The 25,901-nt window shown below is 72.3% G+C and carries 21 protein-coding genes and 4 tRNA genes; 11 read left to right on the top strand and 14 right to left on the bottom strand.

Going from position 1 to position 25,901, the window contains the following annotated elements:
* The first annotated feature begins 111 nt into the window (after positions 1-111).
* Positions 112-2,889, top strand: coding sequence for an ATP-binding SpoIIE family protein phosphatase (locus ACZ52J_RS03520; RefSeq protein ID WP_465615467.1), 2,778 nt, complete (start codon positions 112-114; stop codon positions 2,887-2,889).
* A gap of 32 nt (positions 2,890-2,921) precedes the next feature.
* Here ACZ52J_RS03520 and ACZ52J_RS03515 read toward each other — a convergent pair whose 3' ends face one another.
* Complete coding sequence (locus ACZ52J_RS03515) at positions 2,922-3,635, bottom strand: hypothetical protein (protein ID WP_360498143.1); 714 nt, start codon at positions 3,633-3,635, stop codon at positions 2,922-2,924.
* A 256-nt stretch (positions 3,636-3,891) separates the two neighbouring features.
* Positions 3,892-5,661 carry a phosphatidylglycerol lysyltransferase domain-containing protein gene (locus ACZ52J_RS03510; protein ID WP_360498181.1) on the bottom strand — a complete coding sequence of 590 codons (1,770 nt, stop codon included), beginning with the start codon at positions 5,659-5,661 and terminating at the stop codon, positions 3,892-3,894.
* 403 nt (positions 5,662-6,064) lie between these two features.
* Between ACZ52J_RS03510 and ACZ52J_RS03505 the strand changes: the two genes are divergently transcribed.
* Together ACZ52J_RS03505 and ACZ52J_RS03500 are read left to right on the top strand one after the other, a co-directional pair.
* Positions 6,065-6,715: a response regulator transcription factor gene (locus tag ACZ52J_RS03505; RefSeq protein WP_360498183.1), complete on the top strand. Its 651-nt coding sequence runs from the start codon at positions 6,065-6,067 to the stop codon at positions 6,713-6,715.
* Positions 6,712-7,857, top strand: coding sequence for a sensor histidine kinase (locus ACZ52J_RS03500; RefSeq protein WP_465615464.1), 1,146 nt, complete (start codon positions 6,712-6,714; stop codon positions 7,855-7,857). Before ACZ52J_RS03505 ends, ACZ52J_RS03500 begins: the two co-directional genes overlap by 4 nt.
* Positions 7,858-7,937: 80 nt before the next feature.
* Here ACZ52J_RS03500 and ACZ52J_RS03495 read toward each other — a convergent pair.
* Positions 7,938-8,021 (bottom strand) — tRNA-Leu (locus tag ACZ52J_RS03495).
* 419 nt (positions 8,022-8,440) lie between these two features.
* Between ACZ52J_RS03495 and ACZ52J_RS03490 the strand changes: the two genes are divergently transcribed.
* From ACZ52J_RS03490 to pknB, 6 genes are all read left to right on the top strand, one after another.
* Positions 8,441-9,301 (top strand): DUF3662 and FHA domain-containing protein, encoded by an 861-nt coding sequence (locus ACZ52J_RS03490; RefSeq protein WP_360498147.1) that lies wholly within the window; start codon positions 8,441-8,443, stop codon positions 9,299-9,301.
* A gap of 46 nt (positions 9,302-9,347) precedes the next feature.
* Entirely contained in the window at positions 9,348-9,905 is a 558-nt protein-coding gene (locus tag ACZ52J_RS03485) for an FHA domain-containing protein FhaB/FipA (RefSeq protein ID WP_465615462.1), read from the top strand.
* Positions 9,906-9,958: 53 nt separating this feature from the next.
* Positions 9,959-11,605 carry a PP2C family protein-serine/threonine phosphatase gene (locus ACZ52J_RS03480; RefSeq protein WP_360498151.1) on the top strand — a complete coding sequence of 549 codons (1,647 nt, stop codon included), beginning with the start codon at positions 9,959-9,961 and terminating at the stop codon, positions 11,603-11,605.
* Positions 11,606-11,765: 160 nt separating this feature from the next.
* On the top strand, positions 11,766-13,142 hold the full coding sequence (locus ACZ52J_RS03475) for an FtsW/RodA/SpoVE family cell cycle protein (RefSeq protein WP_360498185.1): 1,377 nt from the start codon (positions 11,766-11,768) through the stop codon (positions 13,140-13,142).
* Positions 13,139-14,596 carry a peptidoglycan D,D-transpeptidase FtsI family protein gene (locus tag ACZ52J_RS03470; RefSeq protein ID WP_360498153.1) on the top strand — a complete coding sequence of 486 codons (1,458 nt, stop codon included), beginning with the start codon at positions 13,139-13,141 and terminating at the stop codon, positions 14,594-14,596. The genes ACZ52J_RS03475 and ACZ52J_RS03470 overlap by 4 nt, the downstream gene beginning before the upstream one ends.
* A gap of 260 nt (positions 14,597-14,856) precedes the next feature.
* Complete coding sequence (gene pknB, locus ACZ52J_RS03465) at positions 14,857-16,959, top strand: Stk1 family PASTA domain-containing Ser/Thr kinase (protein ID WP_465615459.1); 2,103 nt, start codon at positions 14,857-14,859, stop codon at positions 16,957-16,959.
* A 157-nt stretch (positions 16,960-17,116) separates the two neighbouring features.
* Here pknB and ACZ52J_RS03460 read toward each other — a convergent pair whose 3' ends face one another.
* The 5 genes from ACZ52J_RS03460 to ACZ52J_RS03440 form a co-directional block, all read right to left on the bottom strand.
* A complete protein-coding gene (locus tag ACZ52J_RS03460) occupies positions 17,117-17,929 on the bottom strand; it encodes a class E sortase (RefSeq protein ID WP_465615457.1) in 813 nt (270 codons plus the stop codon).
* Between the two features lie 36 nt (positions 17,930-17,965).
* Complete coding sequence (locus ACZ52J_RS03455; RefSeq protein ID WP_396289017.1) at positions 17,966-19,072, bottom strand: class E sortase; 1,107 nt, start codon at positions 19,070-19,072, stop codon at positions 17,966-17,968.
* Positions 19,073-19,077: 5 nt separating this feature from the next.
* The gene (locus ACZ52J_RS03450; protein ID WP_360498159.1) at positions 19,078-19,740 is read right to left on the bottom strand and encodes an aminodeoxychorismate/anthranilate synthase component II; all 663 of its coding nucleotides are present in this window, start codon (positions 19,738-19,740) and stop codon (positions 19,078-19,080) included.
* 68 nt (positions 19,741-19,808) lie between these two features.
* On the bottom strand, positions 19,809-19,988 hold the full coding sequence (locus tag ACZ52J_RS03445; protein WP_360498161.1) for a hypothetical protein: 180 nt from the start codon (positions 19,986-19,988) through the stop codon (positions 19,809-19,811).
* Between the two features lie 68 nt (positions 19,989-20,056).
* Positions 20,057-20,812, bottom strand: a complete 756-nt coding sequence (locus ACZ52J_RS03440) for a DUF881 domain-containing protein (protein ID WP_465615860.1) — start codon at positions 20,810-20,812, stop codon at positions 20,057-20,059.
* 173 nt (positions 20,813-20,985) lie between these two features.
* Between ACZ52J_RS03440 and crgA the strand changes: the two genes are divergently transcribed.
* On the top strand, positions 20,986-21,234 hold the full coding sequence (gene crgA / locus ACZ52J_RS03435) for a cell division protein CrgA (RefSeq protein ID WP_360498163.1): 249 nt from the start codon (positions 20,986-20,988) through the stop codon (positions 21,232-21,234).
* 335 nt (positions 21,235-21,569) lie between these two features.
* Here crgA and ACZ52J_RS03430 read toward each other — a convergent pair whose 3' ends face one another.
* Positions 21,570-22,463: a rhomboid family intramembrane serine protease gene (locus tag ACZ52J_RS03430; RefSeq protein WP_360498165.1), complete on the bottom strand. Its 894-nt coding sequence runs from the start codon at positions 22,461-22,463 to the stop codon at positions 21,570-21,572.
* A 227-nt stretch (positions 22,464-22,690) separates the two neighbouring features.
* On the opposite strand from ACZ52J_RS03430, the gene ACZ52J_RS03425 reads away from it, so the two are divergent.
* Complete coding sequence (locus tag ACZ52J_RS03425) at positions 22,691-23,404, top strand: DUF5324 family protein (RefSeq protein WP_465615453.1); 714 nt, start codon at positions 22,691-22,693, stop codon at positions 23,402-23,404.
* Between the two features lie 90 nt (positions 23,405-23,494).
* Here ACZ52J_RS03425 and ACZ52J_RS03420 read toward each other — a convergent pair.
* From ACZ52J_RS03420 to ACZ52J_RS03400, 5 genes are all read right to left on the bottom strand, one after another.
* Positions 23,495-23,567, bottom strand: a tRNA-Ala gene (locus tag ACZ52J_RS03420).
* Between the two features lie 169 nt (positions 23,568-23,736).
* Positions 23,737-23,865 carry a DLW-39 family protein gene (locus tag ACZ52J_RS03415; RefSeq protein WP_014137031.1) on the bottom strand — a complete coding sequence of 43 codons (129 nt, stop codon included), beginning with the start codon at positions 23,863-23,865 and terminating at the stop codon, positions 23,737-23,739.
* Positions 23,866-24,213: 348 nt separating this feature from the next.
* Positions 24,214-24,287: transfer RNA gene (locus ACZ52J_RS03410), tRNA-Ile, on the bottom strand.
* Between the two features lie 85 nt (positions 24,288-24,372).
* Positions 24,373-24,449, bottom strand: a tRNA-Ile gene (locus ACZ52J_RS03405).
* A 16-nt stretch (positions 24,450-24,465) separates the two neighbouring features.
* Positions 24,466-25,860 (bottom strand): class I SAM-dependent methyltransferase, encoded by a 1,395-nt coding sequence (locus ACZ52J_RS03400; RefSeq protein ID WP_465615451.1) that lies wholly within the window; start codon positions 25,858-25,860, stop codon positions 24,466-24,468.
* Positions 25,861-25,901: the final 41 nt, after the last annotated feature.

The following is a 25,901-nucleotide window of genomic DNA, read 5'->3' as shown; positions in this document are numbered from 1 at the left end:
CGGTATCAAGCCCGGCCCGGTCCGTGCTTCGCTGGTATCCGCACAGCGAGCCTTCCTCCGGAGAGACGGCCGCCTCCAGGCGTGGCGGCCAGGCGGGAGCAGAGCGAATCCATGGTGGCCGAGTCCAACTCCACACCGCGTCCGGCGGCCGACGGGACCGAACCGGGCGACCACCCGACGGGCGTGGCCGCCCTGGTCCGGCTCGCCCTCGTGCTGGTCGACCGGTCCGGCCGGATCGCGCAGTGGGGCCGGGCCGCCGAGGAGCTGTTCGGACACCGCGCCGAAGTCGCCCACGACCGCCCCGCCTCCGGCCTGCTGCCCGCCGTGGAGTCGCGGGTGCTCGGCCGGTGCGCCGTCCGCCGCGCCTGCGACGCGTTCGACACCCTCGCCGAGCTGACCGCGGCCGGCCGTCCCTGGGCCGGCCGGCTGACCGTCACCGACCGCGAGGAGCACCAGCGCGACGTGCTCTGGTGGGCCTACCCGCTGCCCGGCCCGTCCGGCGGGCTGCTCGCGCTGGCCGCCGACGCCCGCCCGCTGCGCACCACCGGCCCCCGGCTCGCGCTCGGCGAGCGGCTGCTGCCGTTCGCCGCCACGCCCGCCGCCCGGGGCGGCTTCCACGGGCTGACCGCAGCACTCACCCCACCCGCCGACCGGGTGCCCGAACCGCTGGCCCGGCTGCTGCCCGCCGGCCACCGCACGGCGATGGCGACCGCGATCGGACTCGGTGGACTGCCCGCCCTGTGGCTGGACGCGGTCACCGTGCTGCCGGTGCTGCCCGCCGACGCGCAGACCGGGACGGCGCACGCGGCCGCCGGTCTCGGCCGCCGCTACCCGACGCCGCAGCAGCGCGTCTCCCGGGTCGGCCCGCCGCCGCAGCCCGAGCAGACCGCGCCCGGCCGCCGTTCGCCCGCCCCGCTGCCCGCCCCGCGCGAGGCAGCGCAGCGCGAGGCCACCGAGCTCCCCGTCCCCCAGCCCGTCGCCGCCGTCAGCGGCGCCCCGGCGGGCGGCGGCCCGTCCGTCCCTCCCCCAGCCTCCGGCCGGGAGGTACCCCCACCCACCGGAGGAGGAGCCGCCATCGACCGAGCCGCCGTCGAGTCGTCCGCCAAGGGCCACCCGCCGCTCCGCGCCGACCAGGCCCCGCCCGCCGCCATGCCCGTCCCGCTCCCCGCCCCCGCGAGCCCCGAGGCCCCGCCGCCCGGCCGGCTCAGCCCCTTCCTCACCAACGGGCAGGCCGGCGAGCAGCTGGCCCTGCTGAACGAGGTCGGCGGCAAGGTCGGCACCACCCTGGACCTCGGCTTCACCGCCCACGAGCTGTGCCACGTGCTGGTCCCCCGGGTCGCCGACTTCGCCTGCGTGGACCTGGTGGACGGGCTGATCTCGGACTCCGAGCTGCCGGTCGGCCGCCCGGACGACGCCACCATGCTGCGCCGGGTCGCCCTGGTCTTCAACGAGACCGGCGGCGCCTGGGACCACGTGCTCACCGAGGGCTCGCTGGTCAGCATGCCCCGCCGTACCCCGCCCGGGATGGCCCTGCAGCTGAACCAGCCGGTGCTGGTCCCGGTGATCAGCGCGGACGTCGCGGTCGACTACGCGATCGCGCTCGGCGGCGCCCGGCTGGCCCCGGTGGTCTCCGGCCGTTCGATGCTGGTCGTCCCGCTCTCCGCCCGGGGCACCGTGCTGGGCATCCTCAAGCTGCTCCGGCTGCCCGACCGCGCCCCCTTCGACGAGAGCGACGCCGCGACCCTCAAGGAGCTGGCCGTCCGCGCCGCGCTGTCGCTGGACAACGCCCGGCTACACCGCGCCGAGGCGAGGGTCGCCACCACCCTGCAGCGCTCGATGATCCCGACCCGCCCGCCGCAGATCCCCGGCGTGCAGATCGCCCACCGCTACCTGCCGGGCGACCCCAAGGCCGAGGTCGGCGGGGACTGGTTCGACGCGATCCAGCTGCCCGGCAGCCGGGTCGCCCTGGTGGTCGGCGACGTGATGGGCCACGGCATCCACTCGGCCGCCGCGATGGGCCGCTTCCGCACCGCCATGCAGACCCTCGCCGCCCTGGACCTGCCGCCCGGCCAGCTGCTGCGCCACCTGGACAACCTGGCCCACAAGCTCGGCGACGACCACCTCGCGACCTGTCTGTACGCGGTCTACGACCCGATCAACCGGACCTGCGAGCTGGCCAGCGCCGGCCACGTCCCGCCCGTCCTGGTGCACCCGGACGGCACCGGCGAACTGTTGGAGATCCCGGCGGGCGCGCCGATCGGCGTCGGCGGGGTGCCGTTCGTCGCCAAGACCATCGACGTCTCGGACGGCTCGATGCTGGTGCTGTGCACCGACGGCCTGGTCGAGGTCCGGGGCGGGGACATAGGGGCGGGCCTCGCCGCGCTCTGCGGCAACCTGATCGACCCGCAGCAGAGCCCCGAGCAGGCCTGCGACGAGGTGCTGCGCCGACTGCACACCGACGACCGCAAGGACGACGTCGCCCTGCTGGTGGCCCGCTTCGACGGGGTCGCCCCGTCCGAGGTCGCCACCTGGGACCTCACGGTGGACCACCGTGAGGTGCGCCGAGCCCGGTCGCTGGTCCGCGAGCAGCTGGCCGCCTGGCACCTGGAGGCCCTCAGCGACACCACCGAGCTGCTGGTCAGCGAGCTGGTGACGAACGCCGTCCGGGTCGCCCGGGACCGGGTCCGGCTCCAGCTGATCCGGGTGGACAAGCTGCTGGTCGAGGTCAGCGACGACAACCACAACCTGCCCTCGCTGGAGCCGGCCGAACAGCTCGGCGAGACCGGCCGCGGCCTCACCCTGGTCACCAAGCTCGCCGAACGCTGGGGCACCGCCCGCAAGGCGGTGGGCAAGGTGGTCTGGTTCGAACTGGCCCTCCCACACGCCTGACGGCCGCCCCACCCTTGAGGCGAGCGGGCGAATCAGGGAATAACGGCCCCGGCCGACCGGCGCCGCCGGGCTTCCACGGCGACCTCCCGCGAGGCGGCCGCGGCCACCGAGGTGGCGGCGCCGACCCCGGCCAGCACCCGAGGCCAGAAGTCCCCGAAGACCTCGACCGCGACGGCGATCAGCAGCGCGGTGATCACCGCGACCACGTGCTCCAGGCCCGCCAGGTTCGGCAGTATGACCGCCTCGCCGACCATCACGGCCACCACCAGGCCGGCAGTGAACCAGGCCCGGCACCGGAAGGCGATGCAGATCGCCAGCGCCACCACCGCGGCCGACGGCCCGGTGTCCCGCACGTAGGCGACCCACTTCGGGAAGCCGAACAGGTGGCCCGGCCCGACCGCCACGCCGACCCGGGCGAACAACGTGCCCGCCAGGGTGCAGGCGTAGGCGACCACCAGGGTCATCCGCCGGCCGAGCACGATCTCGGCGATCGCGAAGACCACGAACACCTGGGCCAGCGCCCCCCAGACCGGCAGGTCCAGCGCCGGAACGTACAGCGACAGCGGGGTCCGCAGCAGCGAGACCTCCAGCGGCAACGCCGCCCGCACCACCCCGATGTGGCTGACGAAGTGCTCACCGCCCGGCAGGTGCTGGACGATGCTGAACAGCAGGATCAGAAACGTCGCCAGCGTGGCCAGCGGAACAGCGGCGAACTTCTTTCGCGCCACCGTGTTCCGAACCGTCACGAACAACGTTCCCCACTCGGCGACAGCGGCCGTTCTGGCTAGCGCCAGCGGCCCCTTTCGCACGCCCCCCGCGTGGGTCCTGTAAATCACAACCGTTTCTCCGAATCCCCGAACCTTCTACTACTCCAACATTAGAAGCCTGTTAACAATGGGCACATCGGCAGGGATGGGGATAAGGGTCATCCTCAGGGGGGAGAGCGATCCCCCCTCCGGACCCCCATCCGGCTACCGGCCCCCTCCGCCCCCCGACGGAGGGCTACCCCTTCCCGTCCCGGGCCGCCACCGGGACCCGGGGCGCCACCACGGGTGCCCCGGCGTGCCGGCGTCGGAACAGGGCGGGCAGGCTCGGCGCGACGATGAAACCCTCGGCGCGCGCGCTCGCGATGCCGATCCGCGGAATCTCGCTGCTCTTCTCGAACAGCAGGTAACGCGGCTCCCAGATCGGCCGGTACTTGGCATTCGCCCGGTACAGCGACTCGATCTGCCACCAGCGCGAGAAGAAACCCAGGGTGGAGCGCCACAGCCGCAGCACCGGTCCGGCGCCCAGGCGCGAACCGCGCTCGAAAACGGACCGGAACATCGCGAAGTTCAACGACACCCGCTTCAGCCCGACCTCCTCGGCGCGCTGCAGCAGCTCGATCACCATGAACTCCATCAGGCCGTTCTCGGTGTCGCGGGCCCGGCGCATCAGGTCCAGCGAGAGCCCGTCCGGGCCCCACGGGACGAAGCTCAGCAGCGCCTTCAGCTCGCCCTCGCCGTCACTGCACTCCAGCATCACGCAGCGGCCGTCGCCGGGGTCGCCGAGCCGGCCGAGCGCCATCGAGAAGCCGCGCTCGGTCGCCCCGTCGCGCCACTCGTCGGCCTTGGCCACCAGCTCGGCCATCTCGGTCTCCGAGATGTCCTCGTGGCGGCGGATCCGCACCGTGTACCCGGCCCGCTTGACCCGGTTGTACGCCTGCCGGACCACCCGCATCGCGCGGCCGTCCAGCGAGAACTCGTCCAGCTCGACGATCGCCTCGTCGCCCAGCTCCAGCGCGTCCAGCCCGTGCCGGGCGTAGATCACTCCGGCCTCCTCGGAGGCGCCCATCACGGCCGGCGCCCAGGCGTGCTCGCGGGCTTCGGACAGCCAGGCGTCGATCGCGCCCGGCCAGGCCTCCGGGTCGCCGATCGGGTCGCCCGAGGCGAGCGAGACGCCGCCGATCACCCGGTAGGTGACCGCCGCCTTGCCGCTGGGGGAGAAGATCACCGCCTTGTCCCGGCGCAGCGCGAAGTAGCCGAGCGAGTCCCGCTCGCCCTGCTTCTCCAGGAGTCCGCGCAGCTTCGCCTCGTCCTCCGGGTTGAGCAGCTCGGTGCCCCGCGGGCTGCGGAAGGCCACGTACAGCACCAGCAGGAAGAGCGCCCCGCCCATCGCGTTGATCGCGGCGTTCACCCAGGTCGGCGCGGCGATGACCGAGCGCAGGTGCTCGGACGGGGTGATGGTGATCATCCGGCCGACCGAGTACCGGAAGAGGTCCCAGAAGCCCGCGCCGGTCAGCTCGTTGGTCAGCCAGACCAGCAGCGCGCCTACCCCGCCGCCGAACACCAGCCCGCCGACGAAGGTGGCCGCCGCGGTCTTCGGGTTGGAGCTGTCGCCCTTGGACGTGAACTCCTTGCGCCCGATCAGCAGCGCCAGCACGAACAGGCAGGTCAGGATGGTGGAGAAGTAGTTGAGCGGGTGCTCGTGGAACCGCTCGTCCGGCAGCACCATGAGCGCCAGGTAGAGCAGTGCGAACAGGCCGCCGAGCGCCGCGTTGAAGATCCACGCGGCCCGCTTGCGCCGCCGCATCGCGACGGCGAGGAAGATCGACAGCACCGCGCTGGCCAGGCCCGAGGTCATCAGGTACGGGGTGAAGTACTCACCCTCGTTGTGCTCGCTGACCTGGTTGCGGAAGGGCACCAGCAGCACCGTCGCGACGTTCAGCAGGGCGATCAGCCGCAGGTACCAGACGGAGGCCACGGCGGCCCGCGGGCGCCAGCGGTCGAGCACGCCGACGGGCCGGGGCCCGGGTGACGTGGCGGACGGCTCCGACTTCACAGTGGACGACACAGCTCAATTCCAAACGATCAGATGGTGGGGCGCATCCGCGTACGGCCCGGCGGCGGGCGCCCGCACGGGCCCGACGGACTGACCGGCGACACCCGTCCGACCGTCCGCCCAGGTGAGGGAGTGGGCCGGAAAGGCTCAGCCAACTCCATGGTTCCCCACCAAGCCTGAGAATTACGTGAACCGGGTAGCGGATTCCCACCCCCGCCGAACGGCGGGGGTCGCCACCCCCCGGGCGTTCGGCGCCCCGCCCCGGCTACCCCTACCCTCGGAAACGACCCACGCGGACCGCCCCCACCCGGCCGCCCGAACCGAGGAGGCACCAATCACCACCACCCGCGTGCTGATCGTCGACGACGAGATCCTGGTCCGCTCCGGCCTCGGTCTGATCGTCGGTTCCGCCCCCGACCTGGAGGTGGTCGGCGACTGCTCCGGCGGCCAGGCCGAGGAGCACGTCCAGCGCCTGCGCCCGCACGTGGTGCTGCTCGACATCCGGATGCCCGACCTGGACGGCATCTCGGTGCTGCGCCGGCTGCGCGCCCTGCCCGACCCGCCCGCCGTGGCGATGCTCACCACCTTCGACACCGACGAGTACATCGGCACCGCGCTGCGGGCCGGCGCCGTGGGCTTCCTGCTCAAGGACACCGCCCCCGAGCAGCTGGTGCACGCCGTCCGGGTGCTAGCGGCCGGCGGCAACATCCTCTCCCCGACCGTCACCCGCACCGTGATCGGCGGCTACGTGGACGGCGGCGGCCCGGACGCCGAGGCCACCTCACTGGCCCGCACCCTCACCAGCCGGGAGCTCGACGTGCTCGCGCTGCTCGGCGAGGGCCTGTCCAACGCCGAGATCGCCGACCGCCTCTTCCTCGGCACCGGCACCGTCAAGGACCACATCAGCGCGATCCTCGGCAAACTCGGCGCCGCCAACCGGGTGCAGGCCGCGGTCCTCGCCCACCGGGCCGGCCTGGTCCGGCCCAAGCCCGGCGACGGAGCATGACGACCGCCGACCAGCTGCCGTCCGGACGGCTGCCGGCCTGGTGCACCGCCCCCTGGCTGATGCTGCTGCTGCCCGTCCTCTACTCCCTGCTGGACGCCGCCCTGGTGGCCCGGGACGCCACCTGGTGGCAGGTGACCCTCTCCACGCTGGCCGCCGTCGCACTGTTCTGGCGCCGCCGCTTCCCGGTCGTGGTGCTGCTGCTCACCATGCCCGGCAGCTGGGTGGACGAGATCTGGCTGGCCCCGATCACCGCCGTCTACACAGTGGCCGCCGAACGTCCCCGCCCGCGGTTCGTGATCCCCTGCGGTGTCCTCTTCACCCTGGTCGAGTTCTTCCACTGGCCGCTGCCCGACAACGTCTTCAACCTGAGCCGGGCCACCGCCCTCGACGCCATCCAGGCCGTGATGCTGGCCGCCGGCCCGGCCGCCACCGGCCTGCTCTCCCGCACCCGGCGGGAGCTGGCCGCCCGCCTGGACGAGCTGACCCGCGGCCAGGAGCGGGAGAGCCGGCTGCTGGCCGAGCGGGTGCTGATCACCGAGCGCGGCCGGCTCGCCCGGGAGATGCACGACGTGGTCTCGCACCAGGTCAGCCTGATCAGCATCCAGGCCGGCGCGCTCCAGGTCAGCTCCACCGACCCGGCCGCCGTGACCACCGCCCGCACCATCCGCGAACTGTCCGTTCGGACCCTGGACGAGCTGCGCCAGATGGTCGGGGTGCTGCGCGGCACGAGCGGCCGGCTGCCGGACGCCCCGCTCGCCCCGCAGCCCCGGCTGGCCGACCTGCCCCGGCTGATCGAGGAGAGCGGCCTGGCCGCCGACGCCGAGCTGAACCCCGGCGGCCCGTGGCCGGAGGCGGTGCAGCGGGCCGCCTACCGCACCGTGCAGGAGGCGCTGACCAACATCACCAAGTACGCCCCGGAGGCGCGGGTGCACGTGAAGGTCCGGGCGAAGGGCCGCCTGCTGCGGGTCGAGGTGCGCAACGACGCCCCGCCGGTCCACCCGGCCGAGCCCCTCCCGGGCGGCGGCCACGGCCTGGTCGGTCTGCGCGAGCGCGCCCAGCTGCTGGGCGGCACCCTCACCGCCGGCCCCACCCGGGACGGCGGTTTCGAGGTCCGCGCCGAGCTGCCCGCCACCCGTTCCTGAGCCACCGCGCCCCACTCCGGCAAGGACCGGTGGGACGACAAAAAAGCCCCGCAGATCCGTAGATCTGCGGGGCTTCGCTGTGCGCGAGGGGGGAGTTGAACCCCCACGCCCTTTCGGGCACTGGAACCTGAATCCAGCGCGTCTGCCTATTCCGCCACCCGCGCATGGGTGTTGTCCTCGTTGCCGACCGATCTTCCGAACCGCTCGGTACCATGAGGCCTTCGCGCTTCCTTGGACCGGCCTCCCTTCCGGGCGGCCCTTCCGACGTGGAAAACATTAGCACGACCTGCGGGGCTGCTCCGAATCGGTTCACCGACGAGACCGACCGCATCCGAACGGACGTACGCCGAACGCGTGCGCGAGGGAGGGGCGGCCGCTCCGACGGGCACACCTGGCGTGCCGTACCCGGAATGCGTCACCCTGTGTGTCCGAGCCCACCCCCGGGCACCACACGGTCCGGGAACCGTACGGAAGGGCCCGGCGTGGATACGATCAGTACGGAAGTACCGCAAGTAGGCACGGCCGGTTCGCGGGCGGGATCCGGTCGGCAGGCAGGCGAACGAACCCTGGAAGGGGGTGCCCCATGGGAGTGCTGAAGAAGTTCGAGCAGCGACTTGAGGGTCTCGTCAACGGCACCTTCGCCAAGGTGTTCAAGTCCGAGGTCCAGCCCGTGGAGATCGCCGGTGCGCTGCAGCGCGAGTGCGACAACAACGCGAGCATCTGGAACCGCGATCGCACCGTCGTGCCGAACGACTTCATCGTCGAGCTGAGCCCGCACGACCACGAGCGCCTCAGCCCCTACTCCGGGCAGCTCGGCACCGAGCTGGCCGGCATGGTCCGCGAGTACGCGGAGGCCCAGCGGTACACCTTCCTCGGCCCGCTCCAGGTGAACCTGGAGAAGGCCGACGACCTCGACACCGGCCTGTACCGGGTGCGCAGCCGGACCCTCGCCGCCGAGGAGCCCCAGCAGTACTCCCCGCCGCAGCCCGGCTACGACCGCCCGCCGGCCGCCCCGGCCCCGGGCGCACCGTGGCAGCAGCCCGGCGCCGGCCAGTACAGCGCGCCCCCGCCGCCGGCCACGCCCCCCGCGATGCCCCCGGGCCCGCCCGCGCCCGCCGGCGGCAACGTCCGCAACCTCCCCGGCGCCGGCCACGGCGGCACCTCGGTCCGCCGCTGGGTCGAGGTGAACGGCGCCCGCCACCAGATCACCGGCTCGGCCTGCGTGCTCGGCCGCTCCACCGAGGCGGACGTGCGGGTCGACGACCCCGGGGTCTCCCGCAAGCACGCCGAGATCCGGCCCGGCAGCCCTTCGATGGTGGTCGACCTGGGGTCCACCAACGGCATCGTGGTGGACGGACAGCACACCCAGCGCGCTACGCTCCGCGACGGCTCGCGAATCGTCGTGGGCTCCACCACCATCGTCTACCGGCAGGTCGAAGGGTAGTGTCCGAATTGTTCGCGCGCCTCGCTCACCGACTGGCGGGACGGTCATGTCAGAACTGACCCTCACGGTCATGCGGCTGGGATTCCTGGCCGTTCTGTGGCTGTTCGTCATCGTCGCTATCCAGGTGATCCGCAGCGACCTCTTCGGCACCAAGGTGAACCCGCGCTCCTCCCGTCGCGGCGCGTCCGCCACGGCAGGCGGCGGTGCACCCGCCCAGGCCGCGGGTCGCCCCACGCCTGTGCCGGCCGCTGCCGCCGCTGCCGCGTCGGCGGCGACCGTGGCCCAGCCCGGCGGCGGACGCCGTCGCGGCGCCCCGAGCCAGCTCGTCGTGGTGCAGGGCTCGCTGGCCGGCACCACCGTGGCGCTGCAGGGCCAGACCATCACGCTCGGCCGCGCACACGACTCCACCATCGTGCTGGACGACGACTTCGCGTCCTCCCGGCATGCCAGGATCTATCCGGATCAGACTGGGCAGTGGACGGTCGAGGATCTAGGCTCCACCAACGGCACCTATCTGGACCGGCAGCGCCTGACCGCGCCCACCCCGCTCCAGCCGGGCACGCCGATCCGTATCGGCAGGACCGTCATCGAACTGCGGAAGTAGTAGCGCATGAGGGACAGCATCCCGTCCATGACCCAGAGGGGGGCACAGGTCGCATGACCCTGGTGCTGCGCTTCGCCGCCGGCTCCCACAAGGGACTGATCCGGGAGGGGAACGAGGACTCCGGCTACGCCGGGCCGCGGCTGCTGGCCGTGGCCGACGGCATGGGCGGCGCCGCGGCCGGTGAGGTCGCTTCCTCCGAGGTGCTCGGCTCGATCGTCCGGCTGGACGAGGACGTGCCGGGCGCCGACCTGCTGACCCTGCTGGGCGACGCCGTCCAGGGCGCCAACGACCGGCTCCGGCAGATGGTCGAGGAGGACCCGCAGCTCGAGGGCATGGGCTGCACGCTGACCGCCATGCTCTGGACGGGCCAGCGGATGGGCATGGTGCACGTCGGCGACTCCCGCGCCTACCTGCTGCGCGACGGTTCGCTGGTGCAGATCACCCAGGACCACACCTGGGTGCAGCGCCTGGTCGACGAGGGCCGGATCACGCCCGAGGAGGCCGAGACCCACCCGCAGCGCTCGCTGCTGATGCGGGCGCTGGACGGCCGCGGCCAGGTCGAGCCCGACCTGTCGATCCGCGAGGTCCGGGCCGGCGACCGCTACCTGATCTGCTCCGACGGCCTCTCCGGCCCGGTCAGCCACCAGACCCTCCAGGACACCCTCGGCAGCTTCTACTCGCCGGAGCAGACCGTGCAGGAGCTGATCCAGCTCGCGCTGCGCGGCGGCGGTCCGGACAACATCACCTGCATCGTGGCGGACGTCATCGACGTCGGCGCCACGGACACCATGAGCGGCCAGTTCAACGACGTCCCGGTGGTGGTCGGCGCGGTCGCCGACGCCCCGCCGTCCTCGGCCGCCGCCGACCGCTCGATCGCGGACACCCCGGCCGGCCGCGCGGCAGGCCTCGGCCGCGGCCCGCAGGGCGCCTTCGGCCCGGCCGAGGGCTACGAGGCCGGCCACGACCCGTCGGCCGGCTTCGGCCCCGCCGAGGGCTACCAGGGCGCGTACGGCTCCGCCGAGCCCTCGGTGTACGGCACCGAGGACTTCGACGAGGAGAAGCCCCCGAAGCGCAAGCGCAAGGGCCTGACCGCCTCGGTGGCCGCCCTGGTCACGCTCGGCCTGCTCGGCGGCGCCGGCTACTTCGGCTACCAGTGGACCCAGGACCAGTACTACATCGGCGAGGATGGCGACCACGTCGCGGTCTACCAGGGCATCAACCAGAGCCTGGCCGGCCTGAGCCTGTCCTCGGTGCACGACTCGTACAGCGGCATCCAGCTCAAGTGGCTGCCGCAGGACCAGCGCGCCCACGTGAACAAGACCATCTCGGTCAGCAGCCTGAACGACGCGCAGACGACCGTCCAGGAGCTCGACGGCTGGGTCCAGCTCTGCCAGCGGGCCGCCAAGGCGGCGGCACCGGCGCAGGGCACCCAGGCGACGCAGGCCACCCATGCCGCGTTCCTGGCGACCACGCCGACCCCGGGCGAGAAGAACCGCGGCCCGGCCGCGGCGGCCCCGACCGCCGCGCCCTCGACCACGCCGACCCCGACGGCCCCGGGCACGACCCCCCCGAGCACGCCCACGCCGGGCGCGACCGCGCCCGCACCGAACGCCACTCCTCCGGCGGCCGGCGCGCAGGGCGACCAGAACCCGCTGACCGAAGACGAACTCAGCCGGGCCAACTCTTGCCCGAAGCAGTGACGTCCGTGATCCGACATAGGACCGCCCCGAGCGGGCTTGCCGGCCGTCAGGGAGCGGTCACCACGTGAGCAGCTACAACCTGAGCGAAGACAGCGAGCGGTCCGGTCGGCGCCGGGCGTCGGCCGAGCGGGCCGTCCCCCGTCGACGGGGCAACACCACCATCTCCCCGCAGGAGGCGCCGAACCGGCGCAACACCGAGCTGGCCCTGCTGCTCTTCGCGGTACTGCTGCCGGTCCTCGCGTACGCCAACGTCGGCCTGGCGATGGACTCCAAGCTGCCCGCGGGCATGCTCGGCTACGGGCTCGGCATGGGCGCCCTGGCGCTGGTCGCGCACCTGCTGGTGCGCCGCTTCGCGCCGTACGCGGACCCGCTGATGCTGCCGATCGCCACCCTGCTGAACGGCCTCGGGGTGGTGATGATCTGGCGGCTGGACAAGGCCGGGAAGCTGCTCAGGGGCAACTACCCGGCGGCCGAGAACCAGCTGATGTGGTCGGGCCTCGGGATCGCCGGCTTCATCGCGGTGATGGTCCTGCTGAAGGACCACCGGGTGCTCCAGCGCTACACCTACATCTCGATGGTGGTGGCCCTGGTCCTGCTCGCCGCGCCGGCCTTCTTCCCGTCCCGGGACGAGGACTTCGGCGCCAAGATCTGGATCCGGATGGGCAGCTTCTCCATCCAGCCCGGCGAGTTCGCCAAGATCATCCTGACGGTGTTCTTCGCCGGCTACCTGATGGTCAAGCGGGACGCCCTGGCGCTGGCCAGCCGCCGCTTCATGGGCCTCTACCTGCCGCGCGGCCGCGACCTCGGCCCGATCGTCGTGATCTGGCTGCTCAGCCTGCTGATCCTGATCTTCGAGAACGACCTGGGCACGTCCTTCCTGTTCTTCGGCCTGTTCGTGGTGATGCTCTACGTCGCCACCGAGCGGACCAGCTGGATCCTGTTCGGCCTGCTGATGTCGGTCGGCGGCGCGGTGGCGGTCGCCTCGACCGCCGACCACGTGAAGGTCCGCATCAACGCCTGGCTCGACCCGATGGCCGCCTTCGGCCCGCACCCGCCGAAGGGCGCCACCGAGCAGATCGGCCAGTCGCTGATGGCGCTCGGCTCCGGCGGGGTCACCGGCTCGGGCCTGGGCCAGGGCCGCTCCTGGCTGATCGCCTTCGCCGCCAAGAGCGACTTCATCCTGGGTTCCTTCGGCGAGGAGCTCGGGCTCACCGGCCTGATGGCGATCTTCCTGCTGTACGCCCTGCTGGTCCAGCGCGGCCTGCGCACCGCGATCGCCGCCCGCGACCCCTTCGGCAAGCTGTTCGCCGTCGGCCTCGCCTCGGCGATGGCGATCCAGGTGTTCGTGGTGGCCGGCGGTGTCACCGGGCTGATCCCGCTCACCGGTATGACCATGCCGTTCCTCGCTCAGGGCGGTTCGTCCGTGGTCGCCAACTGGGCGCTGGTCGCGATCCTGCTGAAGATCAGCGACAGCGCCCGCCGACCCGGGGCCGAACCGGCCCCGGCCACCGAGGGCCAGGGAGGACCCGCCCGATGAACAAGCCGATCCGCCGGGTCTCGATCTTCTGCCTCGTACTGATCCTGGCCCTGATGGTGCGCACCAACTGGGTCCAGGGCGTCCAGGCCGAGTCCTGGGCGAACGACAAGAACAACAAGCGCCAGGTGTACGACCGCTACGCCCACCCGCGCGGCAACATCATCGTCAGCGGCCAGCCGGTCACGAAGTCCGACTTCGTCAACGGCCTGCGCTACAAGTACAAGCGCTCCTGGGTCGACGCCCCGATGTACGCCCCGGTGACCGGCTACTCCTCCCAGGTCTTCGGCTCCAGCCAGCTGGAGAACCTGGAGGAGGGCATCCTCTCCGGGACGGACGACCGGCTGTTCTTCCGCAACACCCTGGACATGCTGACCGGTGAGCAGAAGCGCGGCGGCGACGTCCTCACCACCATCGACGCCAAGGTCCAGAAGGCCGCCTACGACGGCCTGGGCAACAAGAAGGGCGCGGCGGTCGCGATCGACCCGAAGACCGGCGCGATCCTGGCGCTGGTCTCCACCCCGTCCTACGACCCGGGGACCTTCTCCGGCAGCGACTCGGCCGACTCCAAGGCCTGGACGGACCTCAACGCGGACCCGAACAAGCCGATGCTCAACCGGGCGCTGAAGGAGACCTATCCGCCCGGCTCGACCTTCAAGCTGGTCACCGCGACCGCGGCGTTCGAGAACGGCCTCTACCAGAACGTCGACGACACCACGTCGACCCCGGAGCCGTACACGCTGCCCAACACCACCACGCAGCTGAAGAACGAGAGCCCCAACGAGCGCTGCGAGAACGCCACCGTCAAGTCCGGGATGGACCAGTCCTGCAACACGGTGTTCGCCAAGATGGGCGCCGACCTGGGCAAGGAGAAGATGCGGGCGCAGGCCGAGAAGTTCGGCTTCAACAGCACCGTCGACACCCCGGTCCGCTCGGAGAAGAGCATCTTCCCGGACAGCGCCAGCCTGGACGGCACCGCCCAGGACTCGATCGGCCAGCACGACACCCGCGCCACCCCGCTGCAGATGGCCATGGTCTCCGCCGCGATCGCCAACAACGGCAGCCTGATGCAGCCGTACCTGGTCGACCAGGAGCGCTCGGCCTCGCTGACCACCATCTCCAAGCACACCGAGAAGCAGTTCTCCCAGGCGATGAGCCCGGCCACCGCGCAGAAGATGCAGGACCTGATGGTCTCGGTGGTCGAGAGCGGCACCGGCACCAACGCCAAGATCCCCGGTCTGCAGGTCGGCGGCAAGACCGGCACCGCGCAGCACGGCGAGGACAACGCCGGACTGCCCTTCGCCTGGTTCACCTCGTGGGCCAAGGCCTCGGACGGCCGGTCGGTCGCGGTCGCGGTGGTCGTCGAGGACGGCTCCCAGAACCGCGACGGCATCAGCGGCGGGCGGCTCGCGGCCCCGATCGCCAAGGCGGTGATGCAGGCCGCACTCGGCAAGTAACGAGCCGGGTCGCGGGTGAGGGGAATGTCACGATCGGCACCCCCGTCCGGATACCGGTCTGATATCGGCCGACGGCTGACTCCGGTCCGATGGGGTGCGACCGGTAGCGTATCCGCCAGCAGCGGGTGTGCCCGTTGCCGCCCGCGAGGCACCGAACGGCCCGGCCGGAGAACCGGTAGCGGACCGCGCGGCGTCACCCAGAGCGTGCGGGGACACCTACGTCACAACCTCACCGGCGGGTGAGGGAGAGGGTCGGAACTATGGAAGAGCCTCGTCGCCTAGGCGGCAGGTACGAGCTCGGCGGCGTCCTCGGACGCGGCGGCATGGCCGAGGTTTACCTCGCCCATGACACCCGGCTCGGCCGTTCCGTCGCAGTGAAGACGCTCCGGGCCGACATGGCCCGGGATCCGTCGTTCCAGGCCCGCTTCCGCCGCGAGGCACAGTCGGCGGCGTCCTTGAACCACCCCGCGATCGTCGCCGTGTACGACACGGGCGAGGACTACATCGACGGCATCTCCATCCCGTACATCGTGATGGAGTACGTCGAGGGGTCCACGCTGCGCGAGCTGCTGCACTCCGGCCGCCGGCTGCTGCCCGAGCGGGCGCTGGAGATGACCATCGGCATCCTCCAGGCCCTGGAGTACTCGCACCGGGCCGGCATCGTGCACCGCGACATCAAGCCCGCCAACGTGATGCTGACCCGGCAGGGCAACGTCAAGGTGATGGACTTCGGCATCGCCCGCGCGATGGGCGACGCCGGGATGACCATGACGCAGACCTCTGCCGTCATCGGCACCGCCCAGTACCTCTCCCCCGAGCAGGCCAAGGGCGAGCAGGTCGACGCCCGCTCCGACCTCTACTCCACCGGCTGCCTGCTCTACGAGCTGCTGACCGTCCGGCCGCCGTTCGTCGGCGACTCGCCGGTCGCGGTGGCCTACCAGCACGTCCGGGAGGAGCCGCAGCCGCCGTCGGTCTTCGACCCCGAGGTGCGCCCCGAGATCGACGCGATCGTGCTGAAGGCGCTCGCCAAGGACCGCGACTACCGCTACCAGAGCGCCGACGAGATGCGCGACGACATCGAGCGCTTCCTCGACGGCCTGCCGGTGGCGGCCGCCCAGCAGGCCGCGTACGGCATGGGCGCCGGCTACGGCTACGACCAGAACGGCTACCCGCAGCAGCACGACCCGTACGGCCAGACCAACATGCTGCCGCAGCAGCCCGGCGGCGGCCCGACCACCGTCCTGCCGCAGGCCGGCGGGCAGCCCGGCTACGGGCAGGGCGGCTACCAGGACGACGGCTACGGCCAGACCCACGGCGGCGGCGCGGGCGGCGACGACGGCTACGGCCAGGGCGGCGGCCGGCGCGGCGAGGACCGGCCGAAGAAGAGCAACACCTCCTGGATCGTGCTGGCGGTGGCCGCCGTACTGGTCCTGGTCGGCACCTTCTTCGTGGCCCAGGCGATGTTCGGCAACGACAAGGGCAAGGACGCCGCGAAGGTCACCGCCCCGAACCTGGTCGGCAGGAGCCTGGCCGAGGCCAAGACCGCCGCCGCGGCGGCCGGTGCCAAGCTCGTGGTGACCGAGGGCGAGAAGATCGCCTGTCCTGACGCCGCCGTCAAGAAGGACCAGGTCTGCACCCAGAACCCGACGGCCGGCAGCCAGATCGCCGAGACCGCGACCATCACGGTGCAGGTCTCCACCGGCCCGGCCAAGGCGCAGGTCCCGAACGTGGTCGGCAAGCCCAAGGACCAGGCGCTGCAGGCCCTGGCCGCGGCCGGCTTCACCAACGTCGGCACCCCCGAGTACAAGGACGACGACACCGCCCCGCAGGACACCGTCACCGGCCAGGACCCGGCGGCCAACCAGACCGCGGACCCGACCGCCCCGATCAAGCTGACGGTCTCGCAGGGCAAGACCAAGATCAACGTCCCGAACGTGGTCGGCGCCCAGAAGGAGGCCGCGGAGAGCACGCTGACGGGCCTCGGCTTCCAGGTCGACTCCTCGAAGACGGCGGCGGCCCCCGACCCGTCCAAGATCAACACCGTCGCCGCGCAGTCCCTCCAGGCCAACTCCAAGGCCGCGGCCAACACGAAGATCGCGCTGACGATCTACAAGGCCCCGGACAAGGCCCAGGTCCCGCCGGTGCAGAACCTCAAGCTGTCGGACGCCATCGCGGCGCTGTCGAAGGCCGGCCTCGGCTACAGCGTGATCGGCCCTCAGGACCCGAACGCGATCGTCCAGATGAGCACCCCGGGGGCCGGCACCCCGCTGGACCCGAACACCCAGGTCCAGCTGCTCACCAAGCCGGCCGACCCCCCGAAAGGGGGCGACCCCACCACCCCACCCGCCAAAGGGGACCACTAGGCCTCCGATATTCCCCTGGTTCAACTGAACCGGGGACCCGGAGCCCGGTAGGGCCGGACAGCGACGCCCGAGGGCCCGCCGCAGCGGATGCGGCGGGCCCTCGGGCGTTCTCGACCCCCATGAGGCCCCACGAGGCCCCACCAGACCTCACGAGGCCTCAGGAGTGGCGCAGCTCCGGCGGCGGAGTGCGCTTGGCGTCCATGTCGTCCACCCGCACCAGGCTCCCCCAGACCGCCATCCGGTAGCGCGAGGTGTAGACCGGCGTGCAGGTGGTCAGGGTGATGTAGCGGCCGGGGCCGGCGTACCCGGAGCGGGCCGGGACGGGCGCCACGATGCCGGTGTCGAACTTGGACGTCTCCGGCAGGGTGCTGTCGACCTTGTAGACGTACCACTTGTCCTTGGTCTCGACGACGACCGCGTCGCCCTTGTGGACGGCGTCCAGGTCGTGGAACTTGGCGCCGTGGCCGTCCCGGTGGGCGGCCAGCGCGAAGTTGCCCGCCTGGTCCCAGGGCAGCGCGGCCTTGTACGGCTGCTCGTAGACGCCCGCCACACCCTCGTCCAGGACCTCGGTGGAGGTGCCCATCCGGATCAGCACCTGGAAGTCCCTGCCCATCGCCGGGACGTGCAGGAAGCCCACGTCGTCCCCGGCCGCGAACTGCGCCGGCCCGGGCGGGGCGCCGGGGGCGGGGGTGGTCCCGGGCGCGGCCGAGGGGGCGGCGGTCGGGCCCGCGGCCCAGGCGCCGCGCAGCCGGTCGGCGGCCTCCGACGCCGAGCGGTCGGCCTGCACGTTGGTCCACCACAGCGAGTAGGCCACGAACAGGCCGAGCACCAGGCCCAGGGTGATCAGCAGCTCGCCGAACACCCCGAGCGCGGCCAGCGCCCGGCGCCTCCCCCGCCCGGCCCGCTGCCCGGGCGGGGGGAAGGCGTCCTGCCCCGGTTCGGCCGACTGCGCGGCCTCGTCGTCCTGCATGTCCGGTGCTCCCCTCCGGGCCGGGCGTCCGGGCGGCTACCCGCCCGTGATCGCCGCCGGCTTGCCTTGGCTGCGCGGCCGTTCCTCGATCATCTTCCCAAAGACGATGAGACGGAACTTGGAGGTGAACTCCGGGGTGCAGGTGGTCAGCGTGATGTAGCGGCCGGGGCCGGCGTACCCGGCGCCGTTCGGCACCGGCTTGATCACGCTCACGTTGCTGGGGGAGGTCTCCGGGATGCCCCCGGTGATCTCGTAGGTGTAGTACCCGGCGGCGGTCTCCACCACGACCTTGTCGCCCTTGGAGAGCTGGTTGATGTACCGGAACGGCTCGCCGTGGGTGTTGCGGTGGGCGGCCAGCGCGAAGTTGCCCGCCTGGTCGCCGGGCATCCCGGTGCCGGGGTAGTGGCCGACCAGGCCCTTGTCGAGCACCGCCGACTTGGAGGTGCCCTCGGCGATCGGGAACTTCAGCCCCAGCTTGGGCAGGTAGATGATGGCGAAGCCCTTGCCGGGCTCGAACACCTCGGGCTTGTTCGGGTCCGGAGCCGGCTGCCCCGGCTGCGCGGGTGCCTGGGCCGCGTCGAACTGCTGCTCCAGCTGGTTGCGGGCCCCGCTGGCGGCCGCGTCGGCCTGCACGTTGGTCCACCAGAGCTGGTAGGCGACGAAGAGCAGCATCACCACGCCGAGCGTTATGCACAGCTCGCCGACGGCTCGGGCGGCCACGACGACCGCGGACTCCTTGGGGCGCACCCGTCCGGCGGCCCGGCCGCCCGCCCGGCGCCGCCCGTTGCCCGACCGGATCGCCGGACGGCCTTGGGCGGCCCGTCGACGCTCGGCCCGGCCGCCGGTGGGCGGGGCCGGCTCGGCGGCCGACGCGCCGACCCCGGCGGGCAGTCGCAGCTGGAGGGTCTGGTCGGGCAGCCAGGGGTACTCGGGCCCGCCCGCGAGGGGCTCCTCGGCCTGCTCGTAGACGCCCCAGGCGTCCTCGGGCGCGGTCTGGGCCGGGAACGCCTGCTGGTACGGGGCGGTGCCGGTGCCGTCGCCGTACTGCGGGCCCGCATACGGCTGGGCGCCGTCGAACTGCCGCGCGCCGCCGTACGGGTCCGCCTCCGGCTGGTAACGCCCCTCCGGACGCAGCGTGGTCACGCCGCTCAGCCCCGGCCGATCACCGGGGCGAGCCCGGCCGACCGGTCCACGGCCTGCGGGAAGCCGCACTCGGCGAGCCAGTTGGCGAGCATCCGGTGCCCGCCCTCGGTGAGCACCGACTCCGGGTGGAACTGCACGCCCTCGACCGGCAGTTCACGGTGCCTCAGGCCCATGATCACACCGCTCTCGGTCCGCGCGGTGACCACCAACTCCGCCGGAACGGTGGACGGTTCGACCGCGAGCGAGTGGTAGCGGGTCGCGGTCAGCGGCGAGGGCAGGCCCTCGAACACCCCGCCGTCCTCGTGCTCGACCAGCGAGGTCTTGCCGTGCAGCAGCTCAGGCGCCCGGCCGACCACCGCACCGTACGCGACCGCGAGCGACTGCAGGCCCAGGCAGACGCCGAACACCGGCAGCCCGATCCGCGCGCAGTGGTGCACCATCTCGATGCAGACCCCGGCCTCCTCCGGCGCGCCGGGCCCGGGGGAGAGCAGCACCCCGTCGAAGCCCTCCGCCCCGGCGCGGCGGACGGCGTGCTCGACGGTCACCTCGTCGTTGCGTACCACCTCGCAGGTGGCACCGAGCTGGTACAGGTACTGGACCAGGTTGAAGACGAAGCTGTCGTAGTTGTCCACCACCAGGATGCGGGGCGGGTTCGACTGGGTGGTCATGCGCGCGTGGTCTCCGTGGGATGCGGTGCCGGATGGCGGTGCTGGATGGAGGTGCCGGGGCCGCCGGTTCAACCGGCCGCGGCGCCGTCGCCGCCGTCCACTGTGACGTCACCGAAGGGGAGCAACGGTTCCGCCCACGGGAAGACGTAGGTGAAGAGCAGGTAGACGATCCCCAGGATGAGGAGCACCGAAAGGACGGCCTTGATCAGGGTGTTCCCCGGGAGGTGACGCCAGATGAAGCCGTACATGGTGCTCCCTCGTCGTAGCAGGCTGGGTCAAGAGTAGACCCGGCTTCCACGGCCGCGAGGCCGGTCCGCTACTGCCCGCCCGCCGACCGCAGCTCGGTGGTGCCGGAGTAGCCCGGCAGTGTCAGGTCGCCGCTCTCCTGGACCTTCCAGCCCAGCCCGTAGGCCTGGACGTACTTCAGGTAGTTGCGGATCGTCGGGTCCGCGTCGACGGCCGAGCGCAGCGCCTCGGTCTTCCCCACCGCCTTGACCACGTACGGCGGGGAGTAGACCCGGCCCTGCAGCAGCAGGGTGTTGCCGACGCAGCGGACGGCGCTGGTGGAGATCAGCCGCTGGTCCATCACCTGCACGCCCTCCGCGCCGCCCCGCCACAGCGCGTTGACCACGGCCTGGATGTCCTGCTGGTGGATGACCAGGTCGTTGACGCCGGGCTCGGGGACCCCGGGGATGCGCGCGGTGGCGTTCGGCGGGGCGTCGTTGAGGGTGACGCTCAGTCCGCCGCCCTGCAGCGGCTCCAGGGCGGCGCCGAGCCGCAGGCCGTCCAGCTGCGCCGCGTCGGCGGGGCTGTGGCCCTGCTGCTCGGTGAGGTCCTGGGCACGGGCCTGGAGGTCGGCGAGCTGGGACTGCGCCTGCTGGTTCTGCGCGCTGCGCTGGCGGATCACGTCGCCGAGGCTCAGCAGCGAGTTGTCGGTCCGCAGGTCGGTGCCGCGGGCGGTCTGCGCGCTGATGTAGAAGAGCAGTCCGGCGAGCGCGAAGACCGCGCAGGTCAGGGCACGTCCGACAATTCGGATATCGGAGCGGCGGGTACGGACCGGCTCAGGGGGAATCGACAAATTAGTCACCGTACCCTTATCTCCTCAGGACCCGCCGAGCCACTACGCTAACGGACGCCGGTGGCACGTGCGGAGCGTCCCTCAGTGCGTTCCCACGGCCGACCGCCGACCGACTCACCCGCTGCACCCCTGCGCGGTCTTCCAGCGCATCGACAGGAGAACCCCTCGTGCCGAAGTCTCGACTCCGCAAGAAGTCCGACTACACCCCGCCGACCGCGGCCGCGGTGAAGATCAGCTCGGGCCGCGGTTGGGTCGCGCCGCTGATGCTGGCACTGTTCCTGATCGGCCTGGTGTGGATCGTCACCTATTACGTGACCAGCGGCACCTACCCGGTCGAGAGCTGGCGGAACTGGAACATCCTGGTCGGCTTCGGCTTCATCGCCGCGGGGTTCGGCGTCTCCACCCAGTGGAAGTGACGACCCGCTCGTCCTGAGGCCCGGAAGGGCCGATTCCCGCCGCTCCGGATCGCTCGTCCCGGGGCGGCGGTCAGGCGTGCCCGGACGCGGGCGGGCATCCGGTCGGTTATCCCCACCATCGGACTGTCAGGCTTATCCACATGGTTATCCACACTGGGGAAAAGTCTCCCCAGCCTGTGGATAACTTTCCCGGGGGGACCGCCCACAGCCGTGCGCACCATCCCGGGAACCGGGGAAATCGCACAGCAGGACACGCGTAGAACAGCCGTCCGCACCGGGGGCGACGCACAGCCTGTGCACAACCCCGCACCCGCTGTGGACAAACGCCCGAGTCCTCAGGCGCCGTAGAGCGACATCCCGATCAGCAGCATCCCCGCCTCCAGGGCCAGCGCCCCGGCCACCGTCAGCCCCTGGACCAGGCCGCGGCGCTCGCGCGGGGCGTACATCAGGCCGGCCGCGGTCAGCGCGCCCACCGCCAGGCCGCCCAGGTGCGCCCGCCAGTCGATGCCGGGACGCGAGAAGGTGACGACCAGGTTGAAGACCAGGAACGCCATCACCATGGCCAGCGGGCCCTTGTTCCGCAGCTGCATCACGATCGTGGCGCCGATCAGCCCGAAGATCGCCCCGGACGCCCCCACCGAGTTCATCAAGTCGCCGGCCACCAGGAAGCCGAAGGTGCTGCCGCCCAGACCGGAGAGCAGGTAGAGGGCCAGGAAGCGGAGCCGGCCGAGCGCCTCCTCGAGCGGCGGACCGAGCCGGAGCAGCACCAGCATGTTCAGCCCGATGTGCCACCACTCCAGGTGCAGGAAGGTGGCGGTCAGCAGCCGGTACCACTGGTCCGGGCCGTCGGCGAGGCCGGCCGGACCGCCGAGGACGTCCCGTCCGGCGCTGAACAGCGACCAGGTCTGGCCCAGCCGTGGCGTGAGCACGTAGGCGGCCAGCAGCCAGACCACCACGTTGGTCCCGATCAGCAGCCTGGTGACCAGCCCGCCGTCGACGGTCGGCGCCCCGCCGAACCGGGTGGTCGCCCGCCGGGTCCCCGCGTGCCCCGTGCCGACGCACTCGGGGCACTGGAAGCCCACCGCGGCGGTCACCATGCACTGCGGGCAGATCGGCCGCTCGCAGCGGGTGCAGGAGACCCCGGTGGGCACCTGGGGGTGTCGGTGGCAGCCGGGCAACCCGGCCTCCGGGGACCGATCGGCCGACGACCGCGGCTCGTCCGGGCGCATCAGCGGGTCCCCTTCCGGTTCACGACCTCCAAAAAAGTCAGCCTACTGCCGCACCCCCGCCCCACGGCCCGCTCCGCCGCATCCCGCCCCACCCGAACGCCCCACCGAGCCACAGCTCCCGGGGGACCGCGTACGGCCCACCCGACGTGCCATCGGACAAATCAGGATGCATGATCAGCATTCAGGTGGATATGTGCGTAAAGGACGCCACCCAGGAGGAGAGACTCGTGAGCTTTTCGGACTCAGCCCGTGAGACGGCCACCAGGACCCGGGACACCGCCGCACAGGTCGCGGAGGGCGCCAAGCAACGCCTCGGCCCCGCCCTGGACGCCCTCGGACCGATGGCCACCCAGGCCGGCCACAATCTCCGCGTCCAGTACGACAAGCACCTCGCCCCACAGTTCGGCCATGCCTTCGCCAGCCTGCCGCCGGAGGCCCAGCAGCAAGCCCTGAAGGCCCTCCACCGGGCCCAGGAGGCCGCCCTGGCGGCCCGCATCTCCGCCGCCCGGGCCGCGGACCAGGCGCGCACCACGGTCGTCCCCAGGGTGGCCCAGGCGGTCGACGACGCCCGCGCCGCGGTCGTCCCGGTCGCCCAGGAGGCCCAGACCCGGGGAGCCGCCGCGCTGACCGCCCTGCACGGCCACGTCAGCTCGGCCGAGATCAGCGAGCTGGCCGCCCGGAACGCCCGGAAGGAACGGTGCAACGGCTGGGCCACCGGCCTCGCCGTGGCCGGCCTTGTGGCGATCGGCAGCGGCCTGGTGGCCTGGCAGTGGTGGCGCCGGCACAGCAACCCGGAGTGGCTGGTCGAGCCCCCGGCGGCGCAGGAGTCCCGGCCGGCCGGCGCGCACGCCGCCACCGCCCCGGTGAACGGCTCCGGTCCCGAGGCGGAAGCCGTCGAGCCCGGCAAACCCGTCGACGACGAGGGCCCCACGACGGACTGACCGTGCGGAAGACGCGGCGAGGCCCGGAAACGCCGATCGGCCGCTGACCAGGATCCTGGTCAGCGGCCGATCGGCGACTGCTGTGAACTGTGGAGCATAGGAGACTCGAACTCCTGACATCTGCCTTGCAAAGGCAGCGCTCTACCAACTGAGCTAATGCCCCTCGACGGCACCGCCGGTGCCAACGGGCACTAGCGTACCGGGTTCCGGCGCGTTTCCCAGCGCCGTCCCCTGAAGGGGACCGGCCGGTCCGGTCGGTAGACCGGGCCGGCCGGCCCGGGAGGCGCGGGTCGGCGCCTCCGAAGACCGTCGATCGTCAGATCGCCCGGGGCTCAGCGACCGGCCGGGACCGGGTCGGTGGCCTCGGTCCACAGGTCCTGCTCGGCGCGGTCCGCCTGGACCTGACGGTAGACAAAGAAGCCGCCGAGGGCGACCAGGGCGACCAGGAGAAGCTTCTTCACCGCGGGACCTCGTCCTTCTTGCGTTGACGGACTCAAGAGCCGGATCCGGCCGGATTGACCGGTCCGACGAGTCCAGATGTGTTTCGAGCGCAAACGGGCGGCCGGGTGCCAGACTGCCCTTGCGGCCGATGATACACACCGGTATCCCAATCGTGACCAGCCACCGGTGCGGCCAACCCGGCGGTCCGGTCCGAGGATTGACGCAGCACCTTCTGCCGGGCGCCGCGCCGGCGTGCGGCCGGCCCGGGAATCCCCGGTCAGGCCCGGTCCGCCGGGCCTCCCGAGGGGCACGAGCGGGCGCGAACGCCGAAGGGCCCGGAGTGGATCACTCCGGGCCCTTCGGGGAGGTGGGCCTAACAGGACTTGAACCTGTGGCCTCTTCCTTATCAGGGAAGCGCTCTAACCGTCTGAGCTATAGGCCCTCGCCGAACAGAGAGCGTACCGGAATCCGCCCGATCCGCGAAAACGTCGAAGGCCCCGGAGTGGATCACTCCGGGGCCTTCGCGGTGGTGGGCCTAACAGGACTTGAACCTGTGGCCTCTTCCTTATCAGGGAAGCGCTCTAACCGTCTGAGCTATAGGCCCTTGCCGCACTGAAAGATTAGCGGACCGACGGCCGATCCCCCAAATCCGGGTCGGCCCGGCCTGCGGCGTGGATCCCGGCGGTCGGCCGCGGCGGGAGGGCGGCGGGTCGCAGCAGCCACTGCTCGCGGGTCGACGGGAGGCCCGCCGCGCCCTCCTCGGTGCTGCGGACGGCGAGGACCTGGTTGATCCCGATCCGGTTCTGCTCGAAGGCGAGCGCGCAGGCCGTCATGTACAGCCGCCAGACCCGGGCCCGGCCGCGGCCGACCAGCCGGACCGCCTCCGTCCAGTGCGCCTCGAGGTTGGCCACCCATTCGCGCAGGGTCAGCCCGTAGTGCTCGCGCAGCGACTCGACGTCCCGGACCTCGAAGCCGGCCTCCTCGAGCCGGGCCACGGTGGAACCGACGGGGGAGAGCTCACCGTCGGGGAAGACGTAGCGGTCGATGAAGGGGCTGGCGCGGTACGGCTCACCGGGGTGGTCGGGGCGGCGGGCGATCTGGTGGTTGAGCAGCCGGCCGCCGGGCGCCAGCAGCCGGTACAGGCCCTCGGCGTAGACCCGGTACTGCTCGGCGCCGACGTGCTCGGCCATCCCGACACTGGAGATCGCGTCGAACGGCCCGTCGGTGATCTCCCGGTAGTCCTGGAGGCGGACCTCGACCCGGTCGGCCAGGCCGGCCTCCTCGACCCGCGCACGGGCCAGCGCGACCTGTTCCCTGGAGATGGAGACGCCGACCGCGGTGACGCCGTAGTGCTCCGCCGCGTGCAGCAGCAGCGATCCCCAGCCGCAGCCGACGTCGAGCAGCCGCATCCCGGGCCGCAGGCCGAGCTTGCGGCAGATCAGGTCGAGCTTGGCCTCCTGGGCGGCCTCCAGGCTCTTCGCCTCCGGCGTCCAGTAGGCGCACGAGTAGACCATCGAGGGGCCCAGCACGAGGCCGTAGAAGTCGTTCCCGACGTCGTAGTGGTGGCTGATGGCCGCACGGTCCCGGTGGCGGCTGTGCAGCCGCCCCTCGGCCTTCCTGACCTCCTCCTGGGGCGGGGCCGGCTCGGGGCCGAGCGCCCCGGCCCGCAGGAGGGCCGCGAGGACCTGTCGGCCCTTGGCGCCGACGACGTCGCGCGGCCCGAGGTGGAGCGTGCGGATCTCCGGCCGCTCGGCGAACCGACCGACCACCGAGAGCACCTCGTAGAGGTCGGTGCCGGGGGCGATCTCCAGGTCCCCCGAGACGTAGGCCCGGGCCAGGCCCAGCTCGCCCGGCTGCCAGAGCAGCCGGCGCAGTGCCCGGCGGTTGCGCAGGACCACGGTGGGGGCCCCCGGCGGCCCGGCGACGCTGCCGTCCCAGGCCTGCACCCGCAGCGGTGCCGGGACCCCCAACAGCCCGTCCAGGGCCTCGACCAGTTGACCTGCGAGCTTCGCCACCGCGCGCCTCCGTCCAGTCGTCCTGCTGAACCTCTCCTGAC

The organism is Kitasatospora sp. NPDC034035, from assembly GCF_055575755.1.
This window is presented reverse-complemented; position numbering and strand designations above follow the sequence as displayed.